This window comes from Mycobacterium sp. RTGN4, assembly GCF_033804635.1.
Taxonomy (GTDB): Bacteria; Actinomycetota; Actinomycetes; order Mycobacteriales; family Mycobacteriaceae; genus Mycobacterium.
The window spans coordinates 109274-129627 of sequence record NZ_JAPZLB010000012.1 but is presented as its reverse complement, the minus strand read 5'-3'; the positions used below and the strand labels follow the sequence as shown (position 1 = coordinate 129627).

At 66.4% G+C, this 20354-nt stretch carries 21 protein-coding genes; 7 read left to right on the top strand and 14 right to left on the bottom strand.

The window, feature by feature from the left end; genetic code table 11:
- The first annotated feature begins 15 nt into the window (after positions 1–15).
- Entirely contained in the window at positions 16–1191 is a 1176-nt protein-coding gene (locus SLQ30_RS23985) for a pyridoxal phosphate-dependent aminotransferase (protein WP_319449279.1), read from the top strand.
- Between the two features lie 7 nt (positions 1192–1198).
- On the opposite strand, the gene SLQ30_RS23980 is transcribed toward SLQ30_RS23985, so the two are convergent.
- Positions 1199–2548 carry an MFS transporter gene (locus SLQ30_RS23980; RefSeq protein WP_319449278.1) on the bottom strand — a complete coding sequence of 450 codons (1350 nt, stop codon included), beginning with the start codon at positions 2546–2548 and terminating at the stop codon, positions 1199–1201.
- 105 nt (positions 2549–2653) lie between these two features.
- Between SLQ30_RS23980 and SLQ30_RS23975 the strand changes: the two genes are divergently transcribed.
- Positions 2654–3424 carry an alpha/beta hydrolase gene (locus SLQ30_RS23975; protein WP_319449277.1) on the top strand — a complete coding sequence of 257 codons (771 nt, stop codon included), beginning with the start codon at positions 2654–2656 and terminating at the stop codon, positions 3422–3424.
- Positions 3425–3476: 52 nt separating this feature from the next.
- Here the strand turns inward: SLQ30_RS23975 and hsaB are convergent, their stop codons facing one another.
- Genes hsaB through hsaA form a run of 4 tightly spaced genes read right to left on the bottom strand, consistent with a single transcriptional unit; the run spans position 3477 to position 7011 of the window.
- A complete protein-coding gene (hsaB, locus tag SLQ30_RS23970; RefSeq protein ID WP_319449276.1) occupies positions 3477–4043 on the bottom strand; it encodes a 3-hydroxy-9,10-secoandrosta-1,3,5(10)-triene-9,17-dione monooxygenase reductase subunit in 567 nt (188 codons plus the stop codon).
- 2 nt (positions 4044–4045) lie between these two features.
- Positions 4046–4948, bottom strand: a complete 903-nt coding sequence (gene hsaC, locus SLQ30_RS23965; protein ID WP_319449275.1) for an iron-dependent extradiol dioxygenase HsaC — start codon at positions 4946–4948, stop codon at positions 4046–4048.
- Between the two features lie 3 nt (positions 4949–4951).
- Positions 4952–5827, bottom strand: coding sequence for a 4,5:9,10-diseco-3-hydroxy-5,9,17-trioxoandrosta-1(10),2-diene-4-oate hydrolase (gene hsaD / locus SLQ30_RS23960; RefSeq protein ID WP_319449274.1), 876 nt, complete (start codon positions 5825–5827; stop codon positions 4952–4954).
- On the bottom strand, positions 5827–7011 hold the full coding sequence (gene hsaA / locus SLQ30_RS23955) for a 3-hydroxy-9,10-secoandrosta-1,3,5(10)-triene-9,17-dione monooxygenase oxygenase subunit (protein WP_319449273.1): 1185 nt from the start codon (positions 7009–7011) through the stop codon (positions 5827–5829). The genes hsaD and hsaA overlap by 1 nt, the downstream gene beginning before the upstream one ends.
- 182 nt (positions 7012–7193) lie before the next feature.
- On the opposite strand from hsaA, the gene SLQ30_RS23950 reads away from it, so the two are divergent.
- Complete coding sequence (locus SLQ30_RS23950; RefSeq protein ID WP_319449272.1) at positions 7194–8252, top strand: ferredoxin--NADP reductase; 1059 nt, start codon at positions 7194–7196, stop codon at positions 8250–8252.
- Between the two features lie 42 nt (positions 8253–8294).
- Positions 8295–8834 carry a hypothetical protein gene (locus SLQ30_RS23945; RefSeq protein WP_319449271.1) on the top strand — a complete coding sequence of 180 codons (540 nt, stop codon included), beginning with the start codon at positions 8295–8297 and terminating at the stop codon, positions 8832–8834.
- On the opposite strand, the gene msrA is transcribed toward SLQ30_RS23945, so the two are convergent.
- Positions 8831–9547 (bottom strand): peptide-methionine (S)-S-oxide reductase MsrA, encoded by a 717-nt coding sequence (gene msrA, locus SLQ30_RS23940; RefSeq protein WP_319449270.1) that lies wholly within the window; start codon positions 9545–9547, stop codon positions 8831–8833. The genes SLQ30_RS23945 and msrA overlap by 4 nt on opposite strands.
- Before the next feature lie 109 nt (positions 9548–9656).
- Here msrA and msrB point away from each other — a divergent pair, with 109 nt between their 5' ends.
- On the top strand, positions 9657–10169 hold the full coding sequence (gene msrB, locus SLQ30_RS23935; RefSeq protein ID WP_319449269.1) for a peptide-methionine (R)-S-oxide reductase MsrB: 513 nt from the start codon (positions 9657–9659) through the stop codon (positions 10167–10169).
- Positions 10170–10185: 16 nt separating this feature from the next.
- Here msrB and SLQ30_RS23930 read toward each other — a convergent pair whose 3' ends face one another.
- A complete protein-coding gene (locus SLQ30_RS23930) occupies positions 10186–12300 on the bottom strand; it encodes an acyl-CoA dehydrogenase (protein ID WP_319449268.1) in 2115 nt (704 codons plus the stop codon).
- Positions 12301–12578: 278 nt separating this feature from the next.
- Here SLQ30_RS23930 and kstR point away from each other — a divergent pair, with 278 nt between their 5' ends.
- Positions 12579–13184: a cholesterol catabolism transcriptional regulator KstR gene (gene kstR, locus SLQ30_RS23925; protein WP_319449336.1), complete on the top strand. Its 606-nt coding sequence runs from the start codon at positions 12579–12581 to the stop codon at positions 13182–13184.
- The gene (gene otsB / locus SLQ30_RS23920) at positions 13181–13939 is read left to right on the top strand and encodes a trehalose-phosphatase (protein WP_319449335.1); all 759 of its coding nucleotides are present in this window, start codon (positions 13181–13183) and stop codon (positions 13937–13939) included. The genes kstR and otsB overlap by 4 nt, the downstream gene beginning before the upstream one ends.
- Here otsB and SLQ30_RS23915 read toward each other — a convergent pair.
- The 7 genes from SLQ30_RS23915 to SLQ30_RS23885 all read right to left on the bottom strand — a co-directional run bounded on the left by SLQ30_RS23915 (position 13936) and on the right by SLQ30_RS23885 (position 20329).
- Positions 13936–15177, bottom strand: coding sequence for a protoglobin domain-containing protein (locus SLQ30_RS23915; protein ID WP_319449267.1), 1242 nt, complete (start codon positions 15175–15177; stop codon positions 13936–13938). The genes otsB and SLQ30_RS23915 overlap by 4 nt on opposite strands.
- A complete protein-coding gene (locus SLQ30_RS23910) occupies positions 15174–15623 on the bottom strand; it encodes an Rrf2 family transcriptional regulator (RefSeq protein ID WP_319449266.1) in 450 nt (149 codons plus the stop codon). The genes SLQ30_RS23915 and SLQ30_RS23910 overlap by 4 nt, the downstream gene beginning before the upstream one ends.
- Before the next feature lie 97 nt (positions 15624–15720).
- Positions 15721–16821, bottom strand: a complete 1101-nt coding sequence (locus SLQ30_RS23905; RefSeq protein ID WP_319449265.1) for a LacI family DNA-binding transcriptional regulator — start codon at positions 16819–16821, stop codon at positions 15721–15723.
- A 19-nt stretch (positions 16822–16840) separates the two neighbouring features.
- A complete protein-coding gene (locus SLQ30_RS23900) occupies positions 16841–17731 on the bottom strand; it encodes a metal ABC transporter permease (RefSeq protein ID WP_319449264.1) in 891 nt (296 codons plus the stop codon).
- Positions 17731–18528, bottom strand: a complete 798-nt coding sequence (locus tag SLQ30_RS23895; protein WP_319449263.1) for a metal ABC transporter ATP-binding protein — start codon at positions 18526–18528, stop codon at positions 17731–17733. Before SLQ30_RS23895 ends, SLQ30_RS23900 begins: the two co-directional genes overlap by 1 nt.
- Entirely contained in the window at positions 18515–19459 is a 945-nt protein-coding gene (locus SLQ30_RS23890; RefSeq protein ID WP_319449262.1) for a metal ABC transporter solute-binding protein, Zn/Mn family, read from the bottom strand. Before SLQ30_RS23890 ends, SLQ30_RS23895 begins: the two co-directional genes overlap by 14 nt.
- Positions 19460–19492: 33 nt before the next feature.
- Positions 19493–20329: a sulfurtransferase gene (locus SLQ30_RS23885; protein WP_319449261.1), complete on the bottom strand. Its 837-nt coding sequence runs from the start codon at positions 20327–20329 to the stop codon at positions 19493–19495.
- Positions 20330–20354: the final 25 nt, after the last annotated feature.

Here is a 20354-nt window from a genome sequence, read left to right as displayed (position 1 = left end):
GGCTAGCCTGGCGACGTGACAAACCGCGTCGCGCTTCGCGCGGGGATCCCGCCGTTCTACGTCATGGACGTGTGGCTCGCCGCCGCCGAACGCCAGCGCACCCATGGCGACCTGGTGAACTTGTCGGCCGGCCAGCCTGGCGCGCAGGCGCCCGCCCCGATCCGTGCCGCCGCTGCCGCCGCACTGGCCGACGACAAGCTGGGATACACCGTCGCGCTTGGTATTCCGGAACTGCGCGAGGCCGTCGCCGCGTCATATGCGGACCGATATGCCATTCCCGTCGATGCGGCCGATGTCGTCATCACGACCGGCTCGACCGGTGGCTTCATCTTGGCCTTCCTCACCTGCTTCGACGTGGGTGATCGCGTCGCGGTGAGCTCGCCCGGATATCCCTGCTACCGCAACATCCTTTCCGCCCTTGGCTGCGAGGTCGTCGAGGTGCCATGCGGGCCCGAAACCCGGTTCCAGCCGACCGTCGAGATGCTGGCCGCGCTCGACCCCCCGGTAAAGGGGCTGGTGATCGCCAGCCCGGCCAATCCGACCGGAACCGTCCTTCCGCCCGAACAGTTGGCTGCCATCGCCACGTGGTGTGAGCAGTCCGGCGTCCAGTTGGTCAGTGACGAGATCTACCACGGGCTGGTGTATCCGGGTGCTCCGGCCACCAGCTGTGCTTGGGAGACCTCTCGCGAAGCCATTGTGGTGAACAGCTTTTCGAAGTACTTCGCGATGACGGGCTGGCGGCTCGGCTGGCTGCTGGTGCCGCCCCCGCTACAGCGGGCCGTCGACTGCCTGACGGGCAATTTTTCGATATGTCCGCCGACACTGCCGCAATTGGCGGCCGTTGCGGCGTTCACCCCCGAGTCCATCGCCGAGGCCGACGGACTGGTCGAGCAGTACACCGTTAACCGCGAGATGCTGTTGCGCGGCCTCCCGGACATCGGCCTCGCTCGGCTGGCCCCCGCGGACGGGGCGTTCTACGTCTACGCCGACGTCTCCGAGTACTCCACCGACTCACTGGCGTTCTGCGCGAAGTTGTTGGCTGACACGGGCGTAGCCATCGCACCCGGCGTCGACTTCGACACGGTTCACGGCGGCGCCTACGTGCGACTGTCCTTCGCCGGGCCGCGGTCGGACATGGTGGAGGCGTTGCGGCGGATGGGGCCGTGGCTCGCGGCGCAACGCGGTCGCTAGCGGTCAGTCATCCGACCGCGGCCTGACGCTCCGCGGCGACGTCCTCCGCGTCCGCGTCGTCCAGGGACTTGAGGTCGATGCCCTTGGTCTCCCGGCTGACGACCACAGCGACGAGAGTCACGGTGCACGCCGCGGCCAGATACACCGCGATAGGCACCGACGAGTCGTAGATCTCGAGCAGTTTGACGGCGATGATCGGCGCCAGTGAGCCCGCGACGATCGCCGTGACCTGGTAGCCGAGGGACACCCCGGAATACCGCATCCTCGTCGGGAACATCTCGGCCATCAGGGCAGGCTGCGGCGCGTACATGATCGCGTGGAACACCAGTCCGATGGTGACCGCCGCCGTGATGACGACATAGTTGCCGCTGTTCATCATCGGGAAGGCAAAGAATCCCCAGCTGCCGCACGCGACGGCCCCGACGAAGTACACGGGGCGCCTGCCGTAACGGTCCGCAAGCCGCCCGACCAGTGGAATAGCCACGAAGTGCACCACGTGCGCGACCAACAGATAGGCCAGGATCGAGGTGGTGTTCGCGTGCACTTGTGTCTTGAGATAGGTGATGGAGAACGTGACCACCAGGTAGTACATGATGTTCTCGCCGAATCGCAGCCCCATCGCCGTGAAAACACCACGCGGGTAACGCTTTAGCACCTCCAGCACGCTGAACGAGGCCGCCTTGATGCGCTCCGCGTCCCGTTGGGCCGCCACGAAGATGGGTGCGTCGGTGACCTTGGTCCGGATGTAGTAGCCGATCAGCACCACCACTGCGGACAACCAGAACGCCACCCGCCACCCCCAGGACAGGAAGGCGGTTTCCGTCAGCGCATTCGTCAGCACCAGCAGCACGATCGTGGCGAGTAGATTCCCCGCGGGCACGCCGGCCTGCGGCCAACTGGCCCAGAATCCGCGGTCACGGTTGGGACTGTGCTCGGCCACCAGCAGGATGGCGCCGCCCCACTCGCCGCCGACGGCGAAGCCCTGGAGGAACCGCAACACCACCAAAAGCGCAGGCGCCCAATAGCCGATCTGTCCGAACGTGGGTAGACAGCCCATCAAGAACGTCGACGCACCGACGAGCAGAATGCTGAACTGCAGCAGCTTCTTTCGCCCGTACTTGTCGCCGAAGTGGCCGAACACCACCCCGCCGAGCGGCCGTGCGGCGAAACCGACTGCGTAGGTGACGAAAGCCGCGAGGATCGCGTCGAGTTCACTGGTGCTCGCAGAGAAGAAGACCTTGTTGAAGACGAGGGTGGCGGCCGTGCCGTAGAGGAAGAATTCGTACCACTCGACCACCGTGCCCGCCATCGACGCGGCGACCACCCTGCGCAAACCCTTTGGGATCGGCTCACTCATCCGACTGCTCCTTTGTGATGCGGCACACACACGCCCATCAGTATTCACGCAGCCATCCGTCAGTGGGTCGGGACGTCTTGCTCGGCGTGGCATAGCGTCGCAGCCATGCCATTCCTAGAAACCGACGACGGCCGCGCCTACTACCGCCACTGGGCGGCCGAGGATCCCCGCGCCGCCGTGATCTTCCTGCACGGGTTCGGTGAGCACACCGGCCTCTACCACCGCTACGGCTTCGCGCTGAATGCGGCGGGCCTGGACCTGTGGGCCGTCGACCAGTTCGGGCACGGGTTGACGCCCGGCGAGCGCGGTGACTTCCGTTCGCTCGAGGCGAGTTCGGCGCTCGGGGAGCGGCTGGCCGAGTTGGCGTCGGCCGAGCGTCCCGGCATTCCGCTTGTCGCACAAGGTCATTCGTTTGGTTCGGTGGTGACGTTGTTCCGGCTGCTCGGCGCACCCGACCGCTACCGTGCCGGGGTGATCTCGGGCGCGCCGTTGATACCGGTGCCCGCGCTGGTCGACACCGACTCCACGTTCGAGCTCGCACCGAGCCAGCTGTCCGCCGACCCGTTCTACCTCGACGCGCTGGAAAACGATCCGCTGGCCTTCGTCGACGCCGACGGTGGACCGCTCGCGCGGGAACTGGATAGGGGTTGGGACCGGTTCGGCGCCGAGCTACCCGCGTTGGCAGTGCCGACGTTCGCCGTGCACGGAAGCAATGACCCGATCGCGCCCATCGGGGCGCTGCGGGCTTACGCCGAGCAGGTCGGGCCGCTGTCGCTGTTCGAGATCCCAGGTGGCGGCCACGACATCCTCAACGACGTCACACACCGCGAGGTCGCGGCAGCGATCATCGACTTCGTCGACGGTCAGCTCGGCTGATTCCACAGAGGTTGTCCACACTGTGGATGAATTACACGCGTGTCATTCGCGTCTACAACCAGGTGTCGGCCGTCGTCGTGGTGAGGAACGCGTCGAGATCGTCGCGCCACTGGGCGGGCGTGTTCTTGTCCGGTTCGATACCGGTGTACTCGCCGCGATAGAACAGCAGCGGGCGCGGCTTTCGCTTCGGCACCTCCGACAGCGAATGCACCGCGCCGAACACCACGAAGTGATCGCCGCCATCGTGAACCGAATGCACCGTGCAGTCGATGTGCGCCAGCGTTTCCTCGATCACCGGCGACCCGAGCGCCGAAGGGCTCCAATCGATTCCCGCAAACTTGTCCGGCTCCTTGGAGCCGAAGCGCGCTGACACGTGCTGCTGCTTCTCATGGAGCACGTTGACGCAGAACTTTCCGCTGGCCTCGATCGCCTGCCACGACCGCGACATCTTGGTGGGGCAGAAGAGCACCAGTGGCGGGTCGAGTGACAACGCCGCGAACGACTGACATGCAAAGCCGACGGGCTCGTCGTCGTGGACGGTGGTGATGATCGTGATACCCGTACAGAACTGGCCGAGCACGTGCCGGAAGGCACGCGGATCGATGGGCGCTTTACTCATGACTACTTGTTGAAGCCGACGCTGAAGTCGTGGCCCCACAGGCTGATCGCGGTACTCTCGCGCGCCACCCAGCCGTCATCTTCGACTTCGAGTCCCTCACAACCGAATTCGACGTCAAAGCCACCGGGAGTCTTCATGTAGAACGACAGCATCTTGTCGTTGACGTGGCGACCGAGCGTGGCCGACATCGGCACCTTGCGGCGCAGCGCACGATCCAGGCACAACCCGACGTCGTCGCTGTTGCCCACTTCCATCATGAGATGGACGATGCCGCTTGGCGTTTCGCCTGGCATGAAGGCGAGGCTGTGGTGGCGCGGATTGACACCGAAGAACCGAAGCCAGGCCGGCGGCCCGTCGGCGGGCCTTCCGACCAGTTGCGGTGGCAGTCGCATGGAGTCGCGCAGCTTGAATCCGAGCACGTCCCGATAGAAGTGCAACGACTCGACGTCGTCGCGGGTGGTCAGCACGACGTGACCAAGGCCCTGCTCCTCGGTGATGAACTTGTGGCCGTAGGGGCTGACCACGCGCCGGTGCTCGAGCGCCACGCCGTGGAAGACCTCAAGGGTGTTGCCGGAGGGGTCGTCGAAGACGATCATCTCGTCAACGCGGCGGTCGGCGAGTTCGGCGGCGGTGGCCTCCTTGTACGGCGTGCCCTCCACGTCGAGCGCATGGCGAATCTCTTGCAGCGCTGCGGCGTTCGCTGTCTCCCAGCCGGACTGGAGCAGCCGGTCGTGCTCACCGGGCACGATGACCAGCCGCGCCGGAAACTCATCCATCCGCAGGTACAGCGCACCGTCGGTGTGCCCGGATCCCTCGACCATGCCGAGCACCTTCAGCGCGTACTCGCGCCACGCCGACACATCGGTGGCTTCCAGCCGCAGATACCCCAACGACTTGATGCTCATGGCCTAACCCCCAAGGAAATCTACGGTGAGCTTGTTGAACTCGTCGAACTTCTCCAGCTGCGCCCAGTGCCCGCACTGACCGAATACGTGTAGTTGCACCCGAGGAATCTGCTTGAGCGCCACCAGTGCCCCGTCCAGCGGGTTGACCCGGTCCTCGCGCCCCCAGATCAGCAGCACGGGCTGACGCAGCTTGTAGACCTCGCGCCACATCATGCCGAGCTCGAAATCAGCTCCCGCGAAGGACTTCCCCATGGCCTTTGTGGCTGCAATCGACTCGGGTTGGCTGGCGATCGCGAAGCGCTCGTCGATCAGTTCTTCCGTGACGAGCTTCTGGTCGAAGACCATGATGCGCAGGAACTTCTCCAGGTTCTCGCGCGTCGGATCGACGGTGAACTTGCCAAGGAGCTTGACGCCCTCGGTGGGGTCGGGCGCAAAGAGGTTCACCGAAAGCCCGCCGGGGCCCATCAGCACCAGCCGACCCGCGCGCTTCGGGTTGTCGAGCGCGAACCGTACCGCGGTGCCACCGCCCAGCGAATTACCCACCAACGCAGCACGTTCGATGCCGAGCTGGTCGAAGAGCCCCAGCAGCGCCAACGAGCTGTACCGGTTGTACTGCTCGTGCTCGGTGTGCTTGTCGGACTGGCCATAGCCCGGCTGGTCGACTGCGAGCACGTGAAAGCGCTCGGCGAGCACCGCAATGTTCTTGCTGAAGTTCGACCAACTCGACGCACCGGGCCCGCCGCCGTGCAGCAGCACCACAGTGCCAGCGGTCTCCCGATTGCCTTCGCCCGCTTCGTGATAGTGCAGGCGCATGTCGTCGCGCACCTGCGCGAAGCGAGAGGTCGCCTCGAACGTGATGTCTTGAACCGCTTGAGACATCAGACCATCGTGTCCGCAGGCGGGAGCCCGAACGCGTCGTTTCCGAAGATCAGGTAGGCGCGCTCAGGCTCGTTGGCGGCGTGCACCCGGCCCGCATGCGCGTCGCGCCAGAACCGTTGCACGGGCTGGTCGACGTTGAGCGCGGTGGCACCCGAAGCTTCGAACAGCAGGTCGACCGAGGCGATGGCACGGGCGGTGGCCCGGACCTGGTCGCGCCGGGCCCTTGCCCGCAGTTCGAACGGAATCTCCTTGTCCGCCTTGAGCAGTTCATACTCATCGCGCACGTTGCCGATCAGCTGACGCCACCCGGCGTCGATGTCACTGGCCGCTTCGGCGATGCGGATCTTGGCGAACGGGTCGTCCTTGGACTTCTCGCCGGCGAACGCGGCGCGCACGCGCTTGCCCTGGTGCTCGACATGGGCATCGTAGGCGCCGTAGGCCATGCCCATGATCGGCGCGGTGATGGTGGTGGGATGCATTGTCCCCCACGGCATCTTGTACACCGGTGCGGTGTTGCGCTCGTAACCACCCGCGGTGAGGTCGTTCATCTTCTTGTAGGACAGGAAGCGATGCCGCGGCACGAACACGTCCTTGACGACGATCGTGTTGCTGCCGGTGCCCTTCAGGCCCACCACGTTCCACACGTCGTCGATGCGGTATTCGGTGCGCGGAATCAGGAAGCTGCCGAAGTCGACGGGCTTGCCGTCCTTGATCACCGGGCCGCCGAGGAACGCCCACGTGGCGTGTTCCGATCCCGACGACCAGTTCCATGAGCCACTGACCAGGTAGCCGCCGTCGACCACGACGCCCGCACCCATCGGGGCGTACGACGACGAGATCCGTACGGCCGGGTCGTCACCCCAGACGTCCTCCTGCGCCTGCTGATCGAACAGCGCCAGGTGCCAGTTATGCACGCCGATGATGGAGCTGACCCACCCGGTCGAACCGCATGCGCTGCCGAGCCTGCGGACGGCCTCGTAGAAGACCGTCGGGTCGCATTCGAACCCGCCCCACTGCGACGGCTGCAGCAACTTGAAGAATCCGACCTCGACGAGCTCGGCGATGGTGTCGTCCGGAATCTGCCGGAGATCCTCGGTGGCTTGGGCGCGCTTGGCGACCAGCGGCAACAAATCATCGATGCCGTCTAGGACGGACTGCGCGTCACGTTGTTCAATGGACGTCACGGGACTGCCTCCAGGGCGCTGCGGGGCCAAGTAATGAAAAGTTTACGAACTAGACAGAGATTAGAACACGTTACGATTTGTGTCGAGTAAGGCATTCCTACGGTGGCTAGACCTGCGGAAGCGCATTTTTGTAACATGTTCTAGTTCTGGTCGCTTATCGATACCAATGAGGGAGACGCCGCGTGACGGACGAGCCGCTCGGCAAGCACGTGCTCGAGCTGCAGTTGGCAGACGTCGTCGACGAAACCGCCGACGCGCGCTCGCTGGTGTTCAAGGTGCCCGACGGGGCCGATCTGCCGGCCGACCGGCTGCGCTACGCGCCTGGCCAGTTCCTCACGTTGCGCGTGCCCAGCGACCGCACCGGATCGGTGGCTCGCTGCTACTCCCTGTGCAGTTCACCGTTCACCGGGGACCCGCTGACCGTCACCGTCAAGCGCACCGACGGCGGCTACGCGTCGAACTGGTTGTGCGACAACGCCCATCCCGGCATGCGCCTCCACGTGCTTGCGCCGTCGGGCACGTTCGTACCCAAAACGCTCGACGCCGACTTCCTACTGTTGGCGGCGGGCAGCGGGATCACCCCGATGCTGGCCATCCTGAAGTCCGCACTTTCCGAGGGGGCAGGCCAGGTCAAGCTGGTCTATGCCAACCGCGACGAGAAGTCGGTCATCTTCGCCTCCGCACTCCGCGAATTGGCCGCGAAGTACCCCGACCGGCTGACTGTCGTGCACTGGCTCGAGTCGGTCCAGGGCCTGCCCAACGCGGTGGCGCTCGCGGCGTTGGTGAAGCCCTACGCCGCTCGCGAAGCCTTCATCTGCGGGCCGGGTCCGTTCATGGCGGCCGCCGAGGAAGCGCTCAAGACCGCAGGCGCAGCGCCCGAACGCATCCACATCGAGGTGTTCAAGTCGCTCGAGTCGGACCCGTTCGCAGCCATCGTGATCGCGGAAGACGACAGCGGCGAAGGCCCCGCAACCGCCGTGGTGACCCTCGACGGGAGCACCCAAGAGGTGCGATGGCCGCGCAACGCCAAACTGCTCGACGTGTTGCTGGACAAGGGCCTCGACGCGCCGTTCTCCTGCCGCGAGGGGCACTGCGGCGCATGTGCGGTGCTCATGAAGAGCGGTGACGTCGACATGCACGTCAACGACGTGCTCGAACAATCCGATCTGGACGAGGGCCTGATCCTGGCCTGCCAGGCGCACCCGAAGTCCGATTCCGTTGAAGTCACCTATGACGAGTAGCGACCGAGCTAACGTCTACGCAGCAAGACAGAGGGGATCCACATGAAACGGTTGGCCGGCATCGCCGCGCTCGCCTCGACGACGTTGCTGACTCTCGCACTCGTCACGTCGACCATCGCCTCGGCGGCCGAAAACTCGGCGACGGCATCCATCCCCATCGACGACGGCACCACCCTCGAGGTCCACGCCACGGCCAACTGCGTGAAGGCCGACGGCCAGTGCTACTTCACCACGTCGGCGAACCTGCTCACCCCTGACGGCCCGACGGGCTTCCCTCCGCAGTTCTATGCCCGTCAGAACACCACCGTGCGGTCGCCGGATCGCATGGTGTACCTCGACTCGGACTTCAACGCACCGAATACCCGGATGTTCAAATCGATTGGGTCCGTTGAGTTCAGCACCGTCTACTTCGACGGAGGCCCACCCGAGAAGTTCACCCTTCAGGGGAACACGCGCACCACGGATTGGTCGACCGGGCGGCCGAAGCTCGACGCCAACTTCATCGCCTGCACGTACATCCAGGTGGTCTACGCCAACATCAACCTCACGTCACCGAGCGCCTGCGCGACGACGACGTATTAACCCGCGTTGGGTACCAGCACCGGCTGGTCGCGGTACTCGCTCGGGAACAACTCCTTGAGCGCGTCCACCTTCGGCATGTCGTTGATCGCGATGTACGAGGAGGTGGGGTTCGAGTTCAGGTAGTTCTGGTGGTAGCCCTCGGCCGGAAAGAATCCGGTGTTCGGCTCGACCTTGGTGACGATCGGGCCTGCAAAGGCCTTGGCCTGGTTCAGCTGGACGATGTACGCCTGCGCGACCCGCTGCTGCGTCGCATCCTGCGCGAAGATCGCCGAGCGGTACTGGGTGCCGGTGTCCGGACCCTGGCGGTTGAGTTGGGTCGGGTCGGTCACAACCGAGAAGTAGATGCGCAGGAGTTGTCCGAACGTCACCTGTGTCGGGTCGTAGGTGATGCGCACTGACTCGGCGTGGCCGGTGGTGCCGGTGCTGACCGTCTCGTAGTCCGCGGTGTCCTTGCTGCCGCCCGCATAGCCGGACTCCGCCTCCGTCACTCCCTTGACGTGCTGGAAGACGCCTTGAACACCCCAGAAGCAACCGCCCGCGAGGACCGCCGTCGCGCCGGCCGTGGGTTCGTCGACCGTCGGCGCGGGCACCACGACGGAGTCCGTCGCACCGCTTGTGGCCTGAATGACCTGGGGCAACCCGACGAACACCGCTCCGGCGAGGCCCAGCACGCCGAAACAGGTTCCGATGGTCAGTCGCACCCGGGATGTCATTGCACGCATCCCTCCAGTGTCCCAGTGGGCGTGCCTAATCGGTGCGCACGGTTGTTACCGGCTGCTGACGAATCCGCTCCGCAAACGCGTGGAGGGTTACCGTCGAGGCATGACCGCTTCGACCGAATCGCACCTCACTCGACGGCGCCTTCTGCTCGGCACCGCGATAGTCGGCGTACTCGCGGGATGCAGCTCGCTGCGCAACAAGGCCGAGGCCGCGCCGCCCAGCGGGAACTTCGAAGTCACCCATACTGACCAGGAGTGGCACAAGCTGCTCAACTCACAGCAGTACGACGTGCTCCGCAACGCCGGTACTGAGACGCCCTACAGCAGCCCGCTCAACGACGAACACCGAGCAGGCACCTTCACTTGTGCCGGTTGCGCACTGGACCTGTTTTCGTCGACCACCAAGTTCGACAGCGGCACCGGCTGGCCGAGCTTCTGGAAACCCTTGCCAAACGCCGTGATCGAGCACAACGACAACACACTCGGCATGTCCCGCACCGAGGTGCTCTGCCGCCGCTGCGGCGGTCATCTCGGCCACGTCTTCGACGACGGTCCCCAGCCGACCGGACTGCGCTACTGCATGAACGGCGACGCGATGAACTTCCGCGCGGCGTGAGTTTTCGACGCAGGCGCTACCGCGGCAGACCCAGCAGCCGTTCCCCTGCCACGGTCAGCAGGATCTGCTCGGTGCCACCCGCGATCGACAGGCAACGGGTGTTGAGGAAGTACCGCACGTCAGGCGAGTCCACCAGGCCCGCGCCTGCGTAGGAATCCATGATGGTCTCGGCGAGGTTCTGTCGGTAGCGCACGCCGATCAACTTGCGCACGCTCGACGGTGCACCGGGGTCGTGACCACCGACGGCCAGTTGCGCGATCAGCTGGTCCAGCAGCGCACCGACCTGAGCCGCGACGATGAGCGTCCCGAGCCGGTCAGCCTCGGCCGGATCCACGTCGGCGTCGCCGATCACCTCGAGCAGGTGCTCCATGCCCTTGTCGAGCGCGCCGCCCGCCGCGATGGCGATGCGTTCGTTGGCCAATGTGGTGCGAGCCAGTGGCCAGCCACCGTCGACCGTCCCGACGACCATGTCGTCGGGCACGAACAGGTCGTCGAAGAAGACCTCGTTGAAAAGGGCTTCCCCGGTGATCTCGCGCAACGGGCGGATGTCGATGCCAGGCGAGCGCATGTCGACGAGGAAGTAGGTGATGCCCTTATGTTTTGGCGCATCGGGATTGGTTCTGGCCAGACAGATGCCCCAGTCTGCGCGATGTGCGTTGGAGGTCCAGACCTTCTGGCCCGTCAACTTCCAGCCGCCGTCGGCACGAACGGCCTTGGTGCGCAACGCCGCAAGGTCTGAACCGGCCCCGGGCTCGCTGAACAACTGGCACCAGTACACGTCACCGGTGAGCGTGCCAGGAATGAACTTTTCGATCTGCGCTGCGCTGCCGTGCGCAAGAATCGTGGGCGCGGCCCACCAGCCGATCGAGATGTCGGGCCGCTTCACGCCCGCCGCCTCGAGTTCCTGATCGATGACCAACTGCTCGGCAGGCGACGCCGCGCGGCCGTACGGCTTGGGCCAGTGCGGCGCCAACAGTCCGCTCTCGGCCAGTGCGCGCTGACGTTTCTCTTCCGGCAGCGCGGCGATGTCGGCCACCGCTGAAGTGATTTCGGCTCTGATGGCCTCGCCGTCGGTGACGTCGACGTCGAGTTGCCGCCGCACGCCCGCACGGGTGAGCTCCGCGCAACGCCGTAGCCAGAAAGACTTTCCTCCGAGGAACTGCGCGATGGAGTACGCGCGCCGCAGGTACAGGTGCGCGTCGTGCTCCCAGGTGATGCCGATGCCGCCGAGCACCTGGATGCAGTCGCGCGCATTGAGTTTCGCCGCCTCGATGCCGATGGCGGCGGCGACGGCCACGGCGATGGACAGCTGCGCCTCGTCGTCATGAGCGACCGCGCCTGCGGCGTCCGCCGACGCGACCGCGATCTGCTGGGCGCGCAACAACATCTCGGCGCACATGTGCTTGACCGCCTGGAAGCTTCCGATCGGCTTGCCGAACTGTTCGCGCACCTTCGCATAGTCAGTCGCGGTGTCGAGCATCCAGCGGGCCAGCCCGGCGGCCTCGGCCGCGAGCACCGTCGCGGTCAGGTCGACCATCCGCTGGTGGGACAACGGCAGCACAGTCGCAGGCGCGGATGCGAGCTCCACCCTGGCCAAGGGCCGGGAGAAGTCGGTGGCCTCGAGCGCCTCGACGGTGACTCCGTCGGCGGTGGCGTCGACCAATACCCACTGCCCTCCGGCCGGGAGCACCAGCAGCCCGTCAGCCAGCCCACCCAACACGAACTCGGCGGCGCCCGTCGCGGTGCCATCGGAGAAGGTGATGTCCGAGCCCAGCGCGATACCCGCGGTGCGCTCGCCGGACGCCAGTGCTTCGAGCAGCGTCTCGTCGGTGACCACGAGGGTCGCGAGGGCGGTCGTCGCGACCGGGCCGGGAATCAACGCCGCGGCAGCCTCGTCGACCATGGCGCACAGGTCCTCGACGCTGCCGCCCGCACCCCCGAGTTCCTCGGGGATCGCCACTCCGAATATCCCCAGTTGGGCCAACCGCTCGTAGGGCGCTCGCCAGGCGTTCGCACCGCCCTGTTCGACGGCACGTATGGCCGCGATGGCCCCGGAACCCGAGGCCCAGCTCCTGACCAACTCGCGCGCAGCAAACTGTTCGTCGGTGATGGTGGAAGACACCACGTACATCTCCGGCCTCCTAGGCTTGGGCAAGAAGACGATGCTTCTTACTAGAACGTGTTCTAATGGTGACAGCGATCGAACGTCAAGTCGACCGCCATTAGAGCAGGACACGTAGGTGTCCCGGGGGCGCGGAGGTGCGAAATTAAGCGGCGCCGTGCGTATCGTTTTCACACAGTGACGAACGTGAAGGAGCTGCTCGCCGCATGTCTGGGTCTTCTCCGCCAGCAGTTACCAACTCGGGCTCGGGGTCAGATTCGACCACCGGCCCCCGTCGGGTGACGACCGTGTCCGTGCTAGCCGAGTCCGAGCTCGGATCCGAAGCTCAACGGGAACGCCGCAAGCGCATCCTGGACGCCACCCTCGCGATCGCCTCCAAGGGCGGTTACGAGGCCGTTCAGATGCGGGCCGTGGCCGAACGCGCTGACGTCGCGGTCGGCACGCTCTACCGCTACTTCCCATCGAAGGTGCACCTCTTGGTGTCCGCGCTCGGTCGCGAGTTCGAGCGCATCGACGCCAAGACCGATCGGGCGTCGCTCACCGGTGGCACCCCGTATCAGCGGCTCAACATGATGGTCGGCAGGCTCAACCGAGCGATGCAGCGAAACCCACTGCTCACCGAGGCCATGACGCGCGCATTCGTGTTCGCCGATGCCTCGGCCGCCGGTGAAGTTGATCACGTCGGCAAGCTGATGGACTCGATGTTCGCGCGCGCGATGAGTGACGGCGAGCCCACCGAGGACCAATTCCACATCGCCAGGGTGATTTCCGACGTGTGGCTGTCGAACCTGCTGGCCTGGCTGACCAGGCGCGCCTCGGCCACAGACGTGAGCAAACGTCTCGACCTGGCGATGCGGCTGCTCATCGGAGACGGCGAGCAACCGAAGATCTGAGGGTGAACCTTCCCGACGAGCTCGTCGTCGCGCTCGGCGCGGCCGCGTCAACGGACCGCCTACTAGTGGCCTCCGACTTCGACGGCACCCTCGCGCCCATCGTCAACGACCCCGCATCCGCACGCGCACTGCCCCGCGCCGCCGATGCCCTTGTCGCGCTGGCCGACCTACCGCGAACGTCGGTCGTGCTGGTGTCCGGTCGGGCACTGGCGACCCTGCGTGAACTCTCGGCGATGCCGTCGACGGTGCATCTGGTGGGCAGCCACGGGGCCGAGTTCGATACCGGCTTTGCCAACCCGATCGACACCGAACTACTTCAGCGCATCACCACGGAGTTGACCGCGATCGCGTCCGGACGGCCCGGTGTGACGGTCGAGCCCAAGCCCGCGAGCGTTGCGCTGCACGTGCGCAACGCCAACGCCGATGATGGCGCGGCCGCGCTGGCTGCGGCGCGCACCGCCTCGGAGTCGTGGGCGGCCGAAGTCACGTCGGGCAAGGCGGTGCTCGAGTTCGCCGTCATCACCACCGACAAGGGCGAGGCGGTCGACGCGCTTCGGGTGCAGACCGGTGCGACGGCGGTGGTGTTCTTCGGCGACGACGTCACCGACGAGAAGGCCTTTCGACGGATGCTCGACGCTGACGTCGGGGTCAAGGTCGGGCCCGGAGACACGTTGGCGCGCTATCGCATCGACGACCCCGAAGACGTCGCCACGGCATTGAACTACCTTGTGGAGGCTCGGCGGGAGTACCGCTAGCCCAGCAGCCAGTCGTTCGGGCTGAACAGCTCGCAATGCACTTGGTCGGCAGGGACACCAATGTCGGTCAACTGCGCCCGGACCGCCTGGACGAAACCGTTACTGCCACACAGGTAGACCTCGGCATCGGCGGGGATGGACACATCCGCAAGCAGCATCCTTCCGGCGTGCACGCCGTCCCGCTGACCCGTCAGCCCGTCCTCGTACCAGACGTCGAGGCTGCCGTTGGGCAACTGGGCGACCAGTTCGTGCTGCCGTTCTCGCAGCGGATGCTGCTTGTCGCCCCGGTCGGCGTGCAGCACGCGCACATGGCGATCGGGTGTCTGCGCGGCGAAGTACTCGAGCAGCCCGATCATCGGGGTGATGCCGACACCCGCTGAGATGAGCACCGTGGACCGATCTTTGGACTCAGGCGCGGGTAGGTCCCCGAACGGCATGGTGATGTCGAGCAAGTCACCCACCCTCACGTTGGCCGCGATCCAGTTGGACACCTCGCCGGCGGGCGCATCACCGGCAGCGTCGACCGGCTTGACGGCGAACACGAGTTCGTCGGCGCCCGGCGCGTTGACAAGGCTGTACTGACGCAGCTGGCGGGCTCCGTCGGGCATCGTCACGCCGACTGAAACATATTGTCCGGGAACGTTGTCCGGGATCACCCCGTCGACGGGGTGAACGGAGAGCAGCACGGCGCCAGACGGATCGTCCACTCGGGACACCACCGTGGCGCGACGGTGAACGTCCCCGTCCGCCACGCCGGCGGCGGCGTAGAGGTCACGCTCCAACGCGATCAGCGTGTTGGCCATGATCCAGTACACCCGGTCCCACGCGGCGGCGACATCGGACGTCACCGTGTCGGCGCCCAGCACCTCGACGATCGCCGCGAAGAGGTTGTCGTACACGACTCCGTACTGGTCGGCGGTGATACCCAATGACGCGTGCTTGTGCCCGATCCTGGACAACAGCTCCGACGGATGCGGCAGTTCCGGGTCGACCAGATGGGTCGCGTAGGTGGCGATCGACGCCGCAAGCGCCCGCTGCTGCGCGCCCTGGGCTTGGTTGCCTCTGTTGAACAGATTGCGAAGCAGCGCAGGATGATTGTCGAACAGCATCCGGTAGAACACCGTGGTGATCTCGTCCACGTTCGCTCCGACCAGCGGCAGCGTCGCTCTGATCACCTCGGCGTGGTGGGCCTCGAGTTCATCGTGGACGACTGGCGGGTCGGGCAGGGTGACGGTCATCGGTGGTTCCTCTCCAGGGTTGTGTGCAAAACGATGGGCAGACTTGGGTTTCCGACGAGATCGGCGACGGTGTGCCGATCGAGTTCGCGGTAGAACGCCTCCTTGGCGTCGGCGAGTGCATGACGCAGTAGGCACGCGGCGACCAGCGGGCACGGGTTGTCGCCGCCACACTCGACGACGTCCCGATCGCCCTCGAGTTGGCGGATCAGCCAGCCGATCGACGCGTAGCGACCAACGTCGGTCAACTCCAGTCCTCCGACGCGTCCGCGTCGGGCATTGACCATGCCGAGCTCCACCAGCCGGGACACCGCCTTGGCGATGTGGGCTTCGGACGCACCCGCACTGGTGGCGATCATGCGGGTCGTGATGCGGCGGTCGTCGGACTCTCCCGCGGCCAGCAGCATCATGGCGCGGAGTCCGAGATCGGTGAAGCGCGTCAGCTGCATGCGTCCGACGGTATTAATTCCGCATGCGAGATGCGAATTTTCTAGCTATGGCGTTGAACACCACGCGATGCGCGGATTTTTGACCTGCACCGACACATCAAGCCGGGGGCCCAGAGGTCCGTCCGCGCACCAACTCGGTCTCCAGCACGTCCACCACCGGCAGCCCCGACCTCGGCGGGTTGTGGAGCAGCCAACCCGCGCGGCGGCCCTTCTCGACGCTGGGTTGAATGACGGTGGTGAGTCCCCGCGCGAGCGCCTCCGGCACCCCGTCGAACCCCGTCACCGTCATCTGGCCAGGAACGTAAATGCCGTGTGCACGTAAGTAATCCATCGCGGATATGGCGAGCACGTCCGCGGTGCACATGAGTGCGGTGATCCGCGGGTTGGCCTCCAGCGCCACTTCCGCCCCGTCGCCACCCGAAGTCGGCAGATGTTCGTAGCTCTCCACCACGGTCAGCGAATCCGGTTCGAGCCCTGCGTCCTTCATCGCGTCGAGCACGCCGCGGATGCGTTCCCGCTGCACGTGGGAGTGTGGCGACCTCACCCGGTCCGAGCTGGCGAGCGCGGGGCCCTCGGTGTCATGCGGCCAGTCCCTTCCCAGTCGCATCGTCAGCATGCCGAGGTGCCGATGGCCAAGTCCCACAACGTGATCGGCGATTGCTCTCATGGCCGCCCGATCGTCTATGCAGACACGCGACGTCCCTGGCACTCCCATCGGCTGGTCGACGACGACGACGGGCAGTCCGCGCTGCGCGACGACCGCAAGGTAGGGGTCGTCATCGGCCGCCGAGTACACGACGAACCCGTCGACGCCTGCGGACAACACCGCTGCGGTGCCGTCGCTGACGCTACGGCCGGGGCCGACCGCCACCAGCAGCAGCCCCTGCCCCGCCTCCTCGCACGATTCCGCAAGCCCCGTCACGAACCCCAGCGCCGCCGGGTCGCTGAACGAATAGTCGAGAGGCTCGGTCAGCACCAAGCCGACAGCGCCCGCCTTGCGGGTGCGCAGCGAGCGTGCGACGGGGTCCGGGCCCGGGTAACCAAGCTCCTTGGCGGTGGCGAGCACCCGTTCGCGGAGGTCGGCCGACAACTGATCCGGCCGGTTGTACGCGTTGGAGATCGTGGTGCGGGACACCTTGAGTTCCGCAGCGAGCGATGCCAGAGTCGCGCGCCGCCTCGGCATCGGACCTCTGGACATGCTTCATGACGTTAGTGGATCAGCCCTCGACTACGGGCGCACCGTGCGATGGCGCTGGCGCGCTACGGTCCTTGGCGCCGCGTTGGGCGACCAGCCAGACCACCAGCCAAATCACCGACACGATGGTGGTGATGACGAAACTCGGTGGCACGTTGAACATCGCCGACACCGCGAGGCCGGCCCACACCGAGACCACGGCCAGCCCGGTGGCCACCGCCATCGCGACGCCGGGTCGCGCGGTCAGCAGAATCGCCGTCGCCGCAGGCGTGACCACCAGCGCGAACAACAGCAAGGTGCCGACGGCCTGCACCGCCATCGTCACCGAAAGGCCCAACAGGGCCATGAAGATGACGGAAAGCACGCGCACCGGGACGCCCTTGGCCTCGGCCACCTCGGGATTGACCGAAGCGAACAGCAGCGGCCGATACACGAACGCCACGACGGCCGCGATCACCGCAAGCGCCACCGCGAACGTCACCAACTGCTCATGAGATACGGCCAGCAGGTTTCCGAAGAGCACGTTGGTGACGGTGCTGCTGCTCTTGGTGGCGAGTGAGCTGAAGAACAACCCAAGCCCCGTTGCGAAGGCCAGCACCGTCCCCGTCGCCACTTCGCGCTCATCGGCACGCTTGCCGAGCGCACCGATGACGAGCGCGCCGCCGACGCAGAACACGGCGAGCCCGACCGTCACCGGAAGCCCGACCAGAACCGCCCCGGTGGCGCCGGGAAAACCGATGTGGGCCAACGCATGCGCGGCAAACGCGCTGCTGCGCACGATGATGAAGTATCCGATCAGCCCAGCGGCCAGCGCGACCAGCGTGCCGCCAAGCAGCGCATTGCGCATGAAGGCAGACGTCAGGATTTGCGCCCAATTGCTTTGGTAGCCAAGGGCTATAACTTCTGCACTCATTACACGCTCCGCATGTAGAGGTCGCCCTGCGGGGTGTGCACCACCTGGATCGACGTGCCGTACAGATGGGTCAGGAGGTGCTCGTCGACCACCTCGTCCATGGTGTCGAAGTGCGCGTGCCCGTCCAATAGATAGATGGCACCGTCGAGGATCCCCAAGAGCGGATTGAGGTCATGGGCGACGACCACGATGGTGACGCCGAACTCCTCCCTGATCCTGGCCAGCAGGCCGACGATCCCCCGCTGGTTCCGGACGTCGAGCGCCGTCAGCGGCTCGTCGAGGATGAGCAGCCGGGGGCGCCCGACGAGTGCCTCGGCGATGGCGACGCGTTGGCGCTGTCCACCGGACAGTTGCGACAGCCGCCTGCATGCGAACTCCGTAGCGTCCACGGCGGCGAGAATCTCGTCGACGCGACGACGTTGATCGCCGTCCGCCCGTCCGAAGCCCCACCGGTTGCCGGTGAGGCCGAGCATCACCGCGTCGCGGGCGCGGATCGCGCTGCCTGCCGCCGCGGCGTAGTTCTGCGGCACGTAGCCGATCAGCCCGGTGGCGGCGCCGGGCGGCTTGCCCAGCACCCGGATCTCCCCCGAGGCCGTCGGGATGGTGCCGAGTACGGCGTGCAGCAGCGTCGTCTTGCCCGACCCGCTGGTTCCGATGACGGCGATGATGCCGCCCGAGGGTACGTCGAAGGTGCCTTCCGACCAGATCAGCCGGCCGCCTCGAACCACGCTGACGTCGTCGAAGGACAGCGCCGGGGGCGTATCGGCCTCCTCGGCCGCCTGATCAGGTTGCGACACCGAGCGCCTTGGCGAGGGCAGTGAGTTGGTCCACCTGCCAAGCCTCGAACGATTTCGCTCCGGGCGCCACCGTTTCGGTGACCTCGACCACCGGAACACCCGCTGATTCCGCCGCGCTGCGAAGCTGCTGCGGCACCGAACCCTCGGTCTGGGTGTTGTAGATCAGCACGTCGACGCCCTTGTTCCGCAGCAGTCCGAGGAAGGCATCGAGGTCGGCAGGCGACGGGTCGGACTCGTTGTTTGTCGCGGTCTGATAGCCCGCCGGAGTCTCGTTCTGCAGCCCCAGCGCGGACGCCATGTAGTCGAAGACCCCCTCGGTCGCGGCATACCGCTTGCCCGTCGCGCCCGTCTTGATCACGGCGATCTGGTCGTCGTAGGGCCGCAGCGTGCTGGTGAATTCGCCGCGCCGCGCAGCGAAGTAGTCGGACGCACCTGGCGCCAGCTTGCTCAGCTGCGCAGTGACGGCGTCGGCCACCTGCGTCACCGCCGTTGGGCTGTACCAGGTGTGGGGGTTGGTGCCGTTCTGATCGAGGCCGCTCACCTGGACGGCGTCGACGACGGGCGCCGCGGGTGCGGAGCCCGCGGCGAGCTTCGCCGCCCACTCGTCGTAGTGACCGCCGTTGACCACCACCAGCTGGGCGCCGGAGAACTTGACGGCGTCAGCGGGCGACGGCTCGTAGTCGTGGGGATCGACCGACGAACTGGCCAACAGGGTCGTGACCTTGGCGCACGCCCCGCCGAGCTCGGAGACGATGCCGCCCCACTGATCCACGCTCACGACGACCTCGACCGGCGTCGTGGGGCATGACGGGGCATTCGTCGACGAGGACGCGACGGACTGGCTTTCACCGCCACTCGAGCACGACGCCAGCGCGAAGGGGGCAGCAAGTAGGACCGTGGCGGCGAGGCCGAGGCGGCAAGAATTCGACATGACGATAATGATAACCGTTTCCATTAAGCGTCGTCACGCGGGACCCACTCCCACGGGACGCGACGGATCCGCACACCACTGCGACCACGACCCAGGGAACAGCGCCACCGGCACCCCCGCCGCGGCCAACGCGACGACCACGACCGATGCCGTGACGCCAGACCCGCAATACGCACCGACGCCGTCGCCCCACCGGGCCCGCAGGTCGTCGTCGGCCAGGAACGTGCCATCGGCGGCCAGCAGCGACGTACTCGGCACGTTGACCGCGCCCGGTACGTGCCCGGCGACCGGGTCCACCGGTTCGACGTCCCCACGGAACCGCTCGGGCGCGCGCGCATCGACCAGGCGGTTGCCCAAAGCCGCGGCCTCATCGGCCGACAGGGTCGGCAGCGCGCCTGCGTACAGGTCTTGGTGAGCGACGGAGACATCGCCGGGTTCGACTGTCGCCGTGCCGGTTTCGAGTTCCCCGCCCGACTCCGTCCAGGCGGCCAGCCCGCCGTCGAGGATCCGCACGCCAGGAATGCCCGCCGCCGTGAGCACCCACCACGCCCGCGCCGACGCGGCGCGGTTCCAGTCGTCGTAGACCACTACCAGCACGCCGGTGCGAATCCCCCACCGGCGGGCCGACGATTCGATGGCGGCCCCCGACGGCAACGGATGGCGACCGCGTCCTTGAAGCCCGTGATCGGTGAGGTCGTCGTCGAGTGAGACGTACACCGCGCCCGGCACGTGGCCGGATGCGTAGTCGTCTCGCCCGTCGGGCTTGGCGAGTTGCCACCGTACGTCGAGCACGGTCGGCGGGGCGCCGCCGGCCAAGACCTCGCGGAGTTCGCTCGCACTGATCAGGACTTCGCTACGGCTCGCAGTCATCTCACCAGGCTGCCACTTAAGCTGA